The following is a 12535-nucleotide window of genomic DNA, read 5'->3' on the forward strand; positions in this document are numbered from 1 at the left end:
AGCAGACATAATCCGTAGGCCTTAAGGCTGCGCGCCATCAGGCAGAAATGGCTATCCGTACCGCTACAGCCAGCTCACCTCACCCTTTGGCGTAAACGCCGCCGCATCCAGCGGTGAATTTTGCTGAATAAACTCTTTCAGCACTTCCGCGTCAATAAACCCGGTATTCACGTAGCCCGGTTTGTTATCAATGCGCGGATAACCATCGCCGCCCGTGGCGTTGAAACTCAGCGTCGCCATGCGATAGGTTTTGGCCGGATCAACAGGCTCGCCTTTGATTTTCAGATCGGTGAGCTTGCCCTCTTTGGCGACAAAGCTCACATTGGCGAACTGTGGATAGGCGCCGGAGTCCGGTTTCATCTGCGCTACGGCGGTGAGATAATCAACCACCTCTTTGCCGCTCATATCGGCATACACCACAATGTTGCCGAATGGCTGTACCTTGAGCACGCTTTTATAGGTAATATCTCCCGCCTCAATCGAGTCGCGAATACCGCCGCCGCTCATCACGCCAAAATCGGCGCCGGTGCGCGCGATCTGCGCAGCCAGAATCACCCGTCCCATATTGGTCTGGACAAATCTGACCTTACTGCGATCGCCTTCAAGAAGGCCATTCACGCTACCAATTTTCACCTCCAGTTGCGCTTTACCTTTATTCTGGAACGGCGTTAATAACGAGAGCATTTGCGGATTTTCGGCGATTTCCGGCGTGTAAAGTACACGCTCGCTTTTCCCGTTATCCCAGGTCACTTTTTTCTTGAGATTTACCGGAATAAGCTGGTAGTTAACCATTTTCATCTCGCCGTTACGGAATTCGAAATCCGCGCGGCCCACATATTTACCCCACTCATGCGCCTGCACGATCCAGATGCCATTTTGCTTATCCGGCGCGCAGGGCGTTCCCGGTACGTAATTCACCTGTTTTTTATTTTCCGACGCCATGCATACCGGGTCTTGTGAGTGACCGCCCACAATCATCGCCAGCGAACCGGCAGGCAGGCTACGCGCCATCTCAACGTCGCCCGGCGCATTCGAACCGTGATCGCCGTTGTCATAATGTCCCATATGCGTGGTCGCGATAATCACGTCTGGTTTTTCATTCATATTAAGTTCCTGAATCACCACCTTTGCTTCTTCAGCAGGTTTACGAAACTCAATATCAGTGAAATATTCCGGGTTGCCTATTTTCGCCGTGTCATCGGTGGTTAAGCCGATTACCGCGATTTTTATATCCTGGCGTGTAAAAATAGCCCACGGCTTAAACAGACGCTCGCCGGTACTTTTTTGATAAATATTGGCGGAAAGAAAGGGAAACTTCGCCCACTTTTCCTGCTGGCGCAATACGGTGAGCGGGTTATCAAATTCATGATTACCGACGGCCATAGCGTCGTAGCGAATCAGATTCATCCCGCGGAAATCGGGCTCCGCATCCTGGAGATCGGATTCCGGCACCCCGGTATTAATGTCGCCGCCGGATAACAACAGGACGCTTCCCCCCTCTTGCGCCACCTCTTTACGGATACTGTCCACCAACGTTTTTTGCGCCGCCAGACCATATTCGCCATATTCGCTGCGCCAGAAGTGACCGTGGTGATCGTTGGTATGCAGGATAGTAATTTTATAGGTTTTATCTTTTTCGTAAGCCTGTGCAGGCTGAGTCGTCAGCGCGAACGCCGCCAGTAACGCCAGCGCCACACCCCGTTTCAAAAATTTCATCTTTCTCTCCCTGACTCAATATCAACCGCAGAAATTACCTTTCCTTGCAATAATAGACAAATATGTTTTCAGAATTGAGACTTCCTTCAAACACATTTCACAGGTATGTTAGGCAAGTAATAATTACACATCCTACTATCTCCAACATCGCATAAAATTTAAGTGACTTTCTATGGCCATGAGTGAACCAACCCAGCCGTTAGCCGGCGCGCCCGCAGCGGCCGCTAAAGCACGTACTTCGTTTGGTATTTTGGGCGCGATCAGTCTTTCCCATCTGCTGAACGATATGATCCAGTCGCTAATCTTAGCCATTTATCCCCTGTTGCAGGCGGAGTTCTCGCTGACCTTCGTCCAGATAGGTTTGATCACCCTGACGTTCCAGCTCGCCTCATCGCTGCTGCAACCGGTCGTCGGCTACTGGACGGATAAGTATCCCATGCCGTGGTCGCTGCCTGTCGGCATGTGTTTTACCCTGAGCGGGTTGGTACTGCTGGCAATGGCGGGAAGTTTTGGCGGCGTATTGCTCGCTGCGGCGCTGGTGGGTACCGGCTCGTCCGTTTTTCACCCGGAATCGTCCCGCGTGGCGCGCATGGCCTCCGGCGGACGTCATGGTCTGGCGCAGTCTATCTTCCAGGTCGGCGGAAACTTCGGCAGTTCATTGGGCCCGCTGCTGGCCGCCGTGATTATCGCGCCCTATAGCAAAGGGAATGTCGCCTGGTTTGTGCTGGCCGCGCTGCTGGCGATCGTGGTGCTGGCGCAGATCAGCCGCTGGTATGCAGCCCAGCACCGGATAGCGAAAGGCAAGCCAAAAGCGATAATCGCTAACCCGCTGCCGCGCAATAAAGTCGTGCTGGCGGTCAGCGTGTTATTGCTACTCATTTTCTCGAAATATTTTTATATGGCGAGCATCAGTAGCTATTACACCTTTTATCTGATGCAAAAATTCGGATTATCAATACAAAACGCGCAGCTCCATCTGTTTGCCTTCCTGTTTGCGGTGGCTGCCGGGACGGTAATCGGCGGGCCGGTGGGCGATAAAATCGGCAGAAAATATGTGATTTGGGGCTCTATTCTCGGCGTCGCGCCGTTTACCCTTGTTTTACCCTACGCCACGCTGTACTGGACGGGGATTTTAACGGTGATTATCGGCTTTATTCTCGCGTCGGCGTTTTCCGCCATTCTGGTGTATGCCCAGGAGCTGCTGCCAGGACGCATCGGTATGGTTTCCGGCCTGTTTTTCGGGTTTGCCTTCGGAATGGGAGGCCTGGGCGCAGCGGTGTTGGGGCTGATTGCCGACCATACCAGTATCTATTTAGTTTATAAAATCTGTGCTTTCCTGCCGCTTCTGGGGATACTGACCATATTCTTACCTGATAATCGACATAAAGCGTGATTTTATGGCGGTTAAAGGTACGCTTTAACCGCCTGTACATCCTGATGCCATCTTGCTTTGTCCATCCCATACTTATCACTTTTACGTTCCGTGCTCTTTTTGCCTTCAGATCGTATCTTTTTATAAAACACAACCATTTTTTATAAACATCCTGATTGAAATTGTCATAAACTATTACCCGGAGTTTTGGAGTCCAGCAACCAAAGGAGACGGAATGCATCACGCTACCCCGCTTATCACCACCATTGTCGGCGGCCTTGTGCTCGCTTTTATTCTCGGCATGATTGCCAACAAATTGCGTATTTCTCCACTGGTGGGATATCTGTTAGCGGGCGTTCTGGCGGGACCTTTTACCCCTGGTTTTGTTGCGGATACCAAACTGGCGCCGGAGCTGGCGGAGCTCGGCGTGATTCTATTGATGTTCGGCGTCGGGCTGCATTTTTCGCTGAAGGATTTGATGGCGGTAAAGTCTATCGCCATTCCCGGCGCTGTCGCTCAGATAGCGGTGGCGACGCTGCTGGGTATGGCGCTTTCCGCCGTGCTGGGATGGTCATTAATGACCGGCATCGTTTTTGGGCTCTGTCTGTCTACCGCCAGTACCGTCGTCCTGCTGCGCGCGCTTGAGGAGCGACAACTCCTTGATAGCCAGCGCGGGCAAATCGCCATCGGCTGGCTGATTGTCGAAGATCTGGTGATGGTGCTGACGCTGGTCTTGCTGCCCGCCGTTGCCGGCATGGTGGAAAAAGGCGATGTCGGCATAGCCTCGCTGGCAGTCGATATGGGGATAACCATTGGTAAAGTGGTGGCGTTTATCGCCATCATGATGCTGGTCGGACGCCGCCTGGTGCCGTGGATTATGGCCCGCAGCGCCGCCACCGGCTCGCGCGAATTATTTACCCTTTCCGTACTGGCCCTGGCGTTAGGCATTGCGTTTGGCGCGGTAGAACTGTTTGACGTCTCTTTTGCGCTGGGCGCGTTCTTCGCTGGAATGGTGCTTAATGAGTCGGAACTGAGTCACCGGGCGGCGCACGATACGTTGCCGCTGCGCGACGCCTTTGCCGTCCTGTTTTTTGTTTCCGTCGGCATGTTGTTCGATCCGTTAGTCTTGATTCAACAGCCGCTGGCGGTGCTGGCGACGCTTGCTATTATCGTCTTTGGCAAATCGATCGCTGCATTTTTCCTGGTGCGTATGTTCGGCCACTCGCCGCGAACCGCGCTGACCATTGCCGCCAGCCTGGCGCAAATCGGCGAGTTCGCCTTTATTCTCGCCGGACTCGGCATGGCGCTCAACCTGCTGCCGCAAGCGGGACAGAACCTGGTGCTGGCAGGCGCTATTTTGTCGATTATGCTTAATCCCGTACTGTTTACCCTGCTGGAGAAGTATCTGGCGAAAACCGAAACGCTGGAAGAGCAAACTCTGGAAGAGGCTATCGAAGAAGAGAAGCAAATTCCGGTGGATATCTGTAATCATGCCCTGCTGGTGGGTTTTGGCCGCGTAGGCAGTCTGCTGGGAGAAAAATTACTGGCGGCGGGGATTCCGCTGGTGGTTATCGAAACGTCCCGTACCCGCGTGGATGAGCTGCGCGAACGCGGGATTCGCGCCGTGCTGGGCAACGCCGCTAACGAAGAAATCATGAATCTGGCGCATCTGGACTGCGCCCGCTGGCTGTTGTTGACCATCCCCAACGGTTACGAAGCCGGCGAGATTGTCGCCTCAGCGCGAGAAAAAAGTCCTGATATCGAGATAATCGCCCGCGCGCACTATGATGATGAAGTGAAATATATTACCGAGCGGGGAGCCAATCAGGTAGTGATGGGCGAGCGAGAAATTGCCCGGGCGATGTTGGAACTGCTTGAAACGCCGCCCGCAGGTGAAGTCGTCGCCAGTTAAGGGTTTGCCGGACGGCCCGATGCGCGCAGCGCCATCGGGCAAGACAGATTAGCGATCCCAGTACGACTCTTCCAGGCTGTCCTCACGCTCCGGCAGCCCGCGTGTCAGACGCGGAGAATGCTGGTTCAGTACCTGATAACTGACACGGTTAGCATATTTACACACCTGCGCCAGCGACGAATAGGTCAGCCAGGTGAATTTGTGCTTACTGGAGTTCGGTACGTTGCTACGATGGTAACTGTTCGCCGTAATATCGTGCAGCAGCGCCGCCAGCGCACCATCGCCCGCGCCGTTGGTGTTCATGATTTTTTCCGGCCCGCCCATATACGGCGCAATATGCGAATAAACGCGCAGCGGATTAATACAATCTTTATGGCGCATTGCCCGGCTAAATTCATACTGGTTAAATTCAGCAATAGCCCCTGGCAGCAGCGGATGCTGGGTTTTACGTTTTGCTTCCTCTTCGGTGAAGCCCGCCATATATAACCCTATCGGCCCGGCGGTGCATAACACCAGGTCGACCCAGTCCAGCGCCTTATCCGCCGCCAGCAGCGGGTCGTTTTCGCCGGTCAGCGCTTCCGCTTCTTCTTCGTTCATTGCCAGAATCGAGACATTCTCTTTGAGAAACGCCTGCCACCACTGCGGATTATCGGCGATCACAAATTTGGTGCCCAGCGTCATGACAACCGGCACGTTATGCTTTTTCGCGTATTCGATCGCTTTCATCGTCGCGTCAGGCATCGGTTCGCCAGGCTTACAGCGCACCAGATATGAGGTCAACACCAGCGCGGAAGCGCCAGCGATCACCGCTTCCGGAATACTTTCCGCCCGTAACTGATTCATATGGCCGGGGCTGATAGCGAAGGTACGCTCGCCGGATTCGCCAATCAGCGTGAAACAGCGGCCAATCGGGCCATCTACGGCTTGCAGATAATTCAGGTCGGTACGGCTGGAAGTATTACACAGGTAGCGATAAGCGTAGCTGCCAATCTCAATATTGCTGCACATCACGCCCAGTAACACCGAACGGTCATCCGCCAGTACCGAGTAATTATGCATCGTATTGCCTATGGTGCCGCCAGCAAACTGATGGGTGATCAGATTTTCCCGCGTCAGTTCCTGATACAGCTTCTCCGCCACCTCGTTTTCTATCACCAGAGAATGCCCGGCGCTTAATCCATAGCGTGTAATAAAATCGTCATCCACTTTCGCCTCAATATCCACCAACGTCTGGTCGATACCGACGACCCAGGAGGCGTTGGTTTCCTGTTCTGGCTGAATTTGTTGCAACAACGGGTCACGCGCATTGACGGGAAAATAGTGTTTGGATTTACGTTTACCGGGAAATTTCATGATTGTGCTTACGGATGAATAACGGAGCGCTGCATGGTAGCACATTCCCCCCGCTGCGCGCGACGGACGATGGCGTTTCAATATCGGACGACGAGATCGCAGTTTCTCCGGCCGCGTTTTTTACAATGGTTCACTTTCACAAGGAGCGTTTTATGAAGCCGGAAAATAAAATTCCCGTACTCACCCGACTGTCAGACGAAATGACAGCCGTCGTAAACTTCCAGCAACCAGACCTTCCTCCCTGGCCTGCCGATGGCGATATTGAGACCCAGCGTCAGTATTATCTTCTTGAGCGCCGTTTCTGGAATGCCGACGCGCCGTCCATGACCACCCGCACCTGCGTCGTCCCTACGCCTTATGGCGATGTAACAACCCGGCTCTACTCGCCGCAGCCGACCAGCCAGGCCACCTTATACTATCTGCACGGCGGCGGATTTATCCTCGGTAATCTGGATACGCATGACCGGATAATGCGTCTGCTGGCGCGTTATACCGGCTGCACCGTGATCGGTATTGATTATTCGCTGTCGCCGCAAGCGCGTTATCCGCAGGCCATCGAAGAAACCGTCGCGGTATGCAGCTACTTCTCTCAACATGCCGATGAATACTCGCTCAACGTGGAGAAAATCGGTTTCGCCGGGGATTCCGCAGGCGCCATGCTGGCGCTTGCCAGCGCGCTCTGGCTACGTGATAAGCACATTCGCTGCGGTAACGTTATCGCGATTCTGTTGTGGTATGGGCTGTATGGGTTGCAGGACTCGGTAAGCCGCCGTCTGTTCGGCGGCGCGTGGGACGGCCTGACGCGTGAAGATCTGGACATGTACGAAAAGGCCTATCTGCGTAACGAAGAAGATCGGGAATCGCCCTGGTATTGTCTGTTTAATAACGATCTCACGCGCGATGTGCCGCCCTGCTTTATTGCCAGCGCGGAGTTTGATCCGCTCATTGATGACAGCCGCTTGCTGCACCAGACATTACAGGCGCACCAGCAGCCCTGCGAATACAAAATGTATCCCGGCACGCTGCACGCCTTTCTGCACTATTCGCGAATGATGACAATCGCCGACGATGCCTTGCAGGACGGCGCACGCTTCTTTATGGCGAGGATGAAGACGCCGCGTTAACGGTACGGCGCCGTGAGTTTCAGCATCATATCAATATGTTCCGGCGTCGCGTTCAGCGCCGGAATGTACGCATATTTTTTACCGCCCGCTTCAAGGAAGATCTCGCGATTCTGTTCCGCTATCTCTTCCAGCGTCTCCAGACAATCCGCGGCAAATCCCGGACACATGACCTGAATATGGCCAGTCCCCTTTTCACCCAACATTTTTAGCGTTTCATCGGTGTACGGCGTCAGCCACGGTTCACGGCCAAAGCGCGACTGGAACGTCATCATTACCTTTTCCGGCGGCAGTCCCAATGCGGAAACCAGTTCGCGCGTGGTATCGCGACAGCGCTGCGGGTAGTCATCGCCTTCATCCGCATAACGTTGTGGAATGCCGTGATAGGAGAGCAGAAGCACATCCGGCTCGCCGTGTCTGGCGAACGACTCACGCGCGCTTTTCGCCAGCGCATCGATATAAGCGCCGTCATCCGCGTAATCGCGAATAAATGAGATACCGGGAATACGACGTTTACGCGCCAGTATCCGCCCCAGTTCGTCCCAGACTGCGCCCACCGTTGAGCAAGAGTATTGCGGGTACAACGGCAGCACGACGATATGGTCGACGTCGCTTGCTAACAGTTCATCGACAGCGCTTTCCAGCGAGGGCGAACCGTAGCTCATCCCCAGCGCGACGGGCGTGTCTGGCAACCGCGCGGCCAGCGCCTGTTGCTGTTCGCGGCTATATACCATGAGCGGCGAACCGCCATCCATCCAGATAGATTGATAGAGTTTCGCGACGCGCGGCGAACGCAGCGGTAAAATAACGCCACGCAGCAGCGGCCACCACAGCAGACGAGGAGTATCCACCACGCGTCTGTCGCTTAAAAATTGTTTCAGGTAGCGCTTTACCGCTTCGGGAGTTGGGGCATCTGGCGTGCCAAGGTTAGCCAGCAGGATACCGGTTTTCGTCTGACGCATTGCCGCCTCTTATCTATTCAAATTGTTGATAATTGTAGCGGAAAAGTGATAAAGAAGAACTAATTGCTGCGAGAGGTAAGACGAGAATTTGCCGAATGGCGCTAACGATGCCAGTAGGCCGGATAAGGCGTTCAGGCCGCATCCGGCACCGATTGCCTGATGGCGTTACGCTTATCAGGCCTGCGGGATAATGGCAGGCCTGATAAGCGGTTCACTACGCGAAAAAATTAACCGAGGATTTTTTCCAGCGCTGCGCGCACGTCGGCAACGGCCTGCGTACCATCAACTTTAGCGTATTTGGTGTTGCCCGCTTCCGCTTCTTTCTGGTAGTAGCCAATCAGCGGCGCGGTCATCTGATGATATTCCACCAGACGTTTGCGAACGGTCTCTTCCTGATCGTCTTTACGGGTGGTCAGATCTTCGCCGGTGACGTCATCTTTGCCTTCCACTTTCGGCGGATTAAACTTTACGTGGTAAACGCGGCCAGAGGCGGCGTGTACGCGACGACCCACAATACGGTCAACGATCAGTTCGTCCGGTACGTCGAATTCCAGCACGTAATCCACCACAATACCCGCTTCTTTCATCGCGTCAGCCTGCGGGATCGTGCGCGGGAAACCGTCCAGCAGAAAACCGTTACGGCAGTCTTCCTGGGCGATACGCTCTTTAACCAGCGCAATCACCAGTTCATCGGTCACCAGTTTACCGGCGTCCATGATATCTTTCGCCTGTTTGCCCAACTCGGAGCCTGATTTCACTGCGGCGCGCAGCATATCGCCAGTGGAGATTTGCGGAATACCATATTTCTCCATGATGAACTGAGCCTGAGTTCCTTTACCCGCGCCCGGAGCGCCAAGCAGAATAATACGCATTACGAAAATCCCCTCAAAGGTTGTCGATATTTTTTAAAAAGCGCTAAACGATACCACCATCACGCATTTCGCTCAAGGAAGCCGCCTGATGCTGAAACGGTTAACGAAGAGAAATCCAGAAAAGAGAAGGCATTATAAAAAATGCCGGATAGCGCTGGCGCTTATCCGGCCTACAAACAGTACTCGCCCGTAGGCCGGATAAGATGCTTCGCGTCGCTATCCGGCAGTCACAAAACAGTACCCGTCCGTAGGCCGGATAAGATGCTTCGCGTCGCTATCCGGCAATCAGATGAGCGTTATCAGGACACCAGCAACTGGTTCATACGGCGGATAAACTGGTTCGGATCTTCCAGCGTACCGCGTTCAGCGAACAGCGCCTGATCCAGCAGCAGCTCGACCCACTCTTTAAACTGCGCTTCATCCTCGGTATCGGCAGTGCGTTTGACCAGCACATGATCCGGGTTGAGCTCAAAGATGTATTTCACTTCCGGCACGGACTGACCGGCCGCGGCGAACAGTTTCGCCATCTGGGTGCTCATTTCATCCGCATCGGTGGTGACAATCGCCGGCGTGTCGGTTAAACGATGCGTCAGACGCACCTCTTTCACGCGATCGCCCAGCAGGGTTTTGACACGCTCCACGAACGGCTCAAGCGCCTTTTCCGCTTCTTTCGCGTTTTCGTCGACTTCATCCGCCAGTTTTTCGATGGACTCATCGGCTTTAGCGACCGACTGGAATGCTTTACCGTCAAACTCGGTCAGGTAGTTCATCATCCACTCGTCGATGCGATCGGAGAGCAGCAGCACTTCGATGCCTTTCTTACGCAGCAGTTCCAGGTGCGGGCTGTTTTTCGCCGCCGCATAGCTGTCTGCGGTGATGTAGTAGATTTTTTCCTGCCCTTCTTTCATCCGGGAGACGTAATCTTCCAGCGACACGGTCTGGGCGGAAGAGTCGGTATAGGTGGAGGCAAAGCGCAACAGTTTGGCGATCGCTTCCTGGTTGGCGTGATCTTCCGCCGGGCCTTCTTTCAGCACCAGACCGAACTGTTTCCAGAAGGTTTGATATTTTTCCGCGTCGTCTTTCGCCAGTTTTTCCAGCATTTGCAGAACGCGTTTGGTCAGGGCGCTGCGCAGATTACGCGTTACCGTGCTGTCCTGCAGGATTTCACGGGAGACGTTCAACGGCAGGTCGTTAGAATCAATCAGGCCGCGCACGAAGCGCAGATAGTTCGGCATGAACTGCTCGGCATCGTCCATAATGAACACGCGCTGTACGTAAAGCTTCAGACCATGTTTGTGATCGCGGTTCCACAGATCCCACGGCGCCTGCGACGGGATATACAGCAGGCTAGTGTACTCCTGCTTACCTTCCACGCGGTTGTGGCTCCAGGTCAGCGGATCGGTGAAATCATGCGCGATGTGCTTGTAAAACTCGTTGTACTCGTCGTCTTTAATTTCCGACTTGTTACGGGTCCACAGCGCCTGGGCCTTGTTGATTTTCTCCCAGGAAATCACGGTTTCGCCGTCTTTTTCTTCCCGTTTTTCAATCTCTACCGGCAATGCGATGTGATCGGAATATTTACTGATAATCGAGCGTACGCGCCAGTCATCGAGGAATTCATCTTCGCCTTCACGCAGGTGTAAGGTGATTTCCGTACCACGGTCATTTTTGGTGATATCGGCAACGGTGTATTCGCCTTCGCCTGCCGATTCCCAGAACACGCCATTTTCCGGCTTGTCGCCTGCCGCACGAGTACGTACGGTCACTTTATCGGCCACAATAAACGCGGAATAGAAGCCTACGCCAAACTGACCGATGAGCTGGCTATCTTTCGCCTGATCGGACCCCATTGATTCGAGGAAAGATTTGGTGCCGGACTTGGCAATGGTGCCTAAGTGGTCAATCACCTCATCACGATTCATCCCCACGCCGTTATCGGCAATGGTCAACGTACGCTTATCTTTATCGAAAGAGACGCGCACACGCAGCTCGCCATCTCCTTCATACAGGTCCGGGTTTGACAGAGCGCGGAAACGCAGCTTGTCCGCCGCATCTGAGGCGTTAGAGATGAGTTCACGCAGGAAGATTTCTTTATTGGAATAAAGAGAATGGATCATCAGGTGCAGAAGCTGTTTAACTTCTGACTGAAAACCACGCGTTTCTTGTCCTTTCATGTGGATAGACCTCAACAATGCCATTTTTAATGGTAAAAATACGTTGAGGGTGAGATGGGGACAAGCGGGTGTGATTTCAAGCGGAGGCCGCGAATGCCGCCTCCGTTTGTTCAGAAAATAATCTTATGGCGTCCCGCCAGCGAGTGGGACAGCGTCGTACCGTCGACCATCTCCAGTTCGCCGCCAACCGGCACGCCGTGGGCGATACGACTGGCTTCGACGCCGGCCTCCGCGCACAGCTCGGCAATATAGTTCGCGGTAGCCTCCCCTTCAACCGTCGGGTTGGTCGCGAGGATCAGCTCGCTGATTTTTTCTGACGCCAGCCGCTGTTCCAGACGATCGAGACCGATATCATCCGGCCCGATGCCGTCCAGCGGCGACAGGTGGCCCATCAGCACGAAATACCGCCCGGAAAATTGCCCGGTCTGCTCAATGGCGTAGATATCCGCAGGACTCTCCACCACGCAAATCTGGCCGTTTTCCTGACGCCGCGGGTTCGAACAGATATTACAAACATCCTGCTCGGTAAAGGTGCGGCAGTCGGCGCAGTGGCCGATTTCCGACATCGCCCGGGTCAGCGCCTGCGCCAGGCGCATTCCGCCGCTGCGATCGCGCTGCAACAGGGTAAACGCCATCCGCTGCGCCGACTTAGGGCCGACGCCCGGAAGGCAGCGCAACGCTTCCATAAGCTGAGTTAACAGCGGACTGGTTTGCATCAGAATGGCATCTTAAAGCCTGGCGGCAGTTGCATACCGGAAGAGACGGAGGCCATCTTCTCTTTTTGCGTCTCTTCAATGCGGCGCGCCGCATCGTTGAAGGCCGCAGCGACCAGATCTTCCAGCATCTCTTTGTCATCTTCCAGCAGGCTTGGGTCTATTTCCACGCGGCGGCAGTTATGCGCGCCGTTGATGGTAACCTTCACCAGACCCGCGCCGGATTCGCCGGTCACTTCCAGCTGCGCAATCTCTTCCTGCATTTTCTGCATTTTTTCCTGCATCTGCTGGGCCTGTTTCATCAGATTGCCCAGACCGCCTTTTCCAAACATAAGCTCTC

10 protein-coding genes are annotated in these 12535 nt (G+C 54.2%); 3 read left to right on the top strand and 7 right to left on the bottom strand.

Going from position 1 to position 12535, the window contains the following annotated elements:
• Window positions 1-63: 63 nt before the first annotated feature.
• Window positions 64-1716 carry a bifunctional UDP-sugar hydrolase/5'-nucleotidase UshA gene (gene ushA / locus ACLJPE_RS08580; protein ID WP_023232989.1) on the bottom strand — a complete coding sequence of 551 codons (1653 nt, stop codon included), beginning with the start codon at window positions 1714-1716 and terminating at the stop codon, window positions 64-66.
• A 172-nt stretch (window positions 1717-1888) separates the two neighbouring features.
• Here ushA and ACLJPE_RS08585 point away from each other — a divergent pair, with 172 nt between their 5' ends.
• Together ACLJPE_RS08585 and ybaL are read left to right on the top strand one after the other, a co-directional pair.
• Window positions 1889-3109, top strand: a complete 1221-nt coding sequence (locus ACLJPE_RS08585; protein WP_039512910.1) for an MFS transporter — start codon at window positions 1889-1891, stop codon at window positions 3107-3109.
• A gap of 214 nt (window positions 3110-3323) precedes the next feature.
• Window positions 3324-5000, top strand: coding sequence for a YbaL family putative K(+) efflux transporter (ybaL, locus tag ACLJPE_RS08590; protein ID WP_000546202.1), 1677 nt, complete (start codon window positions 3324-3326; stop codon window positions 4998-5000).
• Between the two features lie 48 nt (window positions 5001-5048).
• On the opposite strand, the gene gsk is transcribed toward ybaL, so the two are convergent.
• Entirely contained in the window at window positions 5049-6353 is a 1305-nt protein-coding gene (gene gsk, locus ACLJPE_RS08595) for an inosine/guanosine kinase (RefSeq protein ID WP_039512907.1), read from the bottom strand.
• Window positions 6354-6505: 152 nt separating this feature from the next.
• Between gsk and aes the strand changes: the two genes are divergently transcribed.
• The gene (gene aes / locus ACLJPE_RS08600; RefSeq protein ID WP_023212903.1) at window positions 6506-7477 is read left to right on the top strand and encodes an acetyl esterase; all 972 of its coding nucleotides are present in this window, start codon (window positions 6506-6508) and stop codon (window positions 7475-7477) included.
• On the opposite strand, the gene hemH is transcribed toward aes, so the two are convergent.
• The 5 genes from hemH to ACLJPE_RS08625 all read right to left on the bottom strand — a co-directional run bounded on the left by hemH (window position 7474) and on the right by ACLJPE_RS08625 (window position 12527).
• A complete protein-coding gene (hemH, locus tag ACLJPE_RS08605; RefSeq protein ID WP_001250078.1) occupies window positions 7474-8436 on the bottom strand; it encodes a ferrochelatase in 963 nt (320 codons plus the stop codon). The genes aes and hemH overlap by 4 nt on opposite strands.
• A 227-nt stretch (window positions 8437-8663) precedes the next feature.
• Entirely contained in the window at window positions 8664-9308 is a 645-nt protein-coding gene (adk, locus tag ACLJPE_RS08610; protein WP_001220237.1) for an adenylate kinase, read from the bottom strand.
• 299 nt (window positions 9309-9607) lie between these two features.
• Complete coding sequence (gene htpG / locus ACLJPE_RS08615) at window positions 9608-11482, bottom strand: molecular chaperone HtpG (RefSeq protein ID WP_001543201.1); 1875 nt, start codon at window positions 11480-11482, stop codon at window positions 9608-9610.
• Window positions 11483-11592: 110 nt separating this feature from the next.
• Entirely contained in the window at window positions 11593-12198 is a 606-nt protein-coding gene (gene recR / locus ACLJPE_RS08620) for a recombination mediator RecR (RefSeq protein WP_001195023.1), read from the bottom strand.
• On the bottom strand, window positions 12198-12527 hold the full coding sequence (locus tag ACLJPE_RS08625) for a YbaB/EbfC family nucleoid-associated protein (RefSeq protein ID WP_000467098.1): 330 nt from the start codon (window positions 12525-12527) through the stop codon (window positions 12198-12200). Before ACLJPE_RS08625 ends, recR begins: the two co-directional genes overlap by 1 nt.
• Between the last annotated feature and the right edge of the window lie 8 nt (window positions 12528-12535).

Origin of the sequence: Salmonella sp. SAL04196 (assembly GCF_046550835.1) — a bacterium.
Taxonomy (GTDB): domain Bacteria; phylum Pseudomonadota; class Gammaproteobacteria; order Enterobacterales; family Enterobacteriaceae; genus Salmonella; species Salmonella enterica.

Coding starts and splice junctions, on each gene's coding strand:
- ushA (WP_023232989.1), bottom strand. CDS start 1,716: ATGAAATTTTTGAAACGGGGTGTGGCGCTGGCGTTACTGGCGGCGTTC.
- ACLJPE_RS08585 (WP_039512910.1), top strand. CDS start 1,889: ATGGCCATGAGTGAACCAACCCAGCCGTTAGCCGGCGCGCCCGCAGCG.
- ybaL (WP_000546202.1), top strand. CDS start 3,324: ATGCATCACGCTACCCCGCTTATCACCACCATTGTCGGCGGCCTTGTG.
- gsk (WP_039512907.1), bottom strand. CDS start 6,353: ATGAAATTTCCCGGTAAACGTAAATCCAAACACTATTTTCCCGTCAAT.
- aes (WP_023212903.1), top strand. CDS start 6,506: ATGAAGCCGGAAAATAAAATTCCCGTACTCACCCGACTGTCAGACGAA.
- hemH (WP_001250078.1), bottom strand. CDS start 8,436: ATGCGTCAGACGAAAACCGGTATCCTGCTGGCTAACCTTGGCACGCCA.
- adk (WP_001220237.1), bottom strand. CDS start 9,308: ATGCGTATTATTCTGCTTGGCGCTCCGGGCGCGGGTAAAGGAACTCAG.
- htpG (WP_001543201.1), bottom strand. CDS start 11,482: ATGAAAGGACAAGAAACGCGTGGTTTTCAGTCAGAAGTTAAACAGCTT.
- recR (WP_001195023.1), bottom strand. CDS start 12,198: ATGCAAACCAGTCCGCTGTTAACTCAGCTTATGGAAGCGTTGCGCTGC.
- ACLJPE_RS08625 (WP_000467098.1), bottom strand. CDS start 12,527: ATGTTTGGAAAAGGCGGTCTGGGCAATCTGATGAAACAGGCCCAGCAG.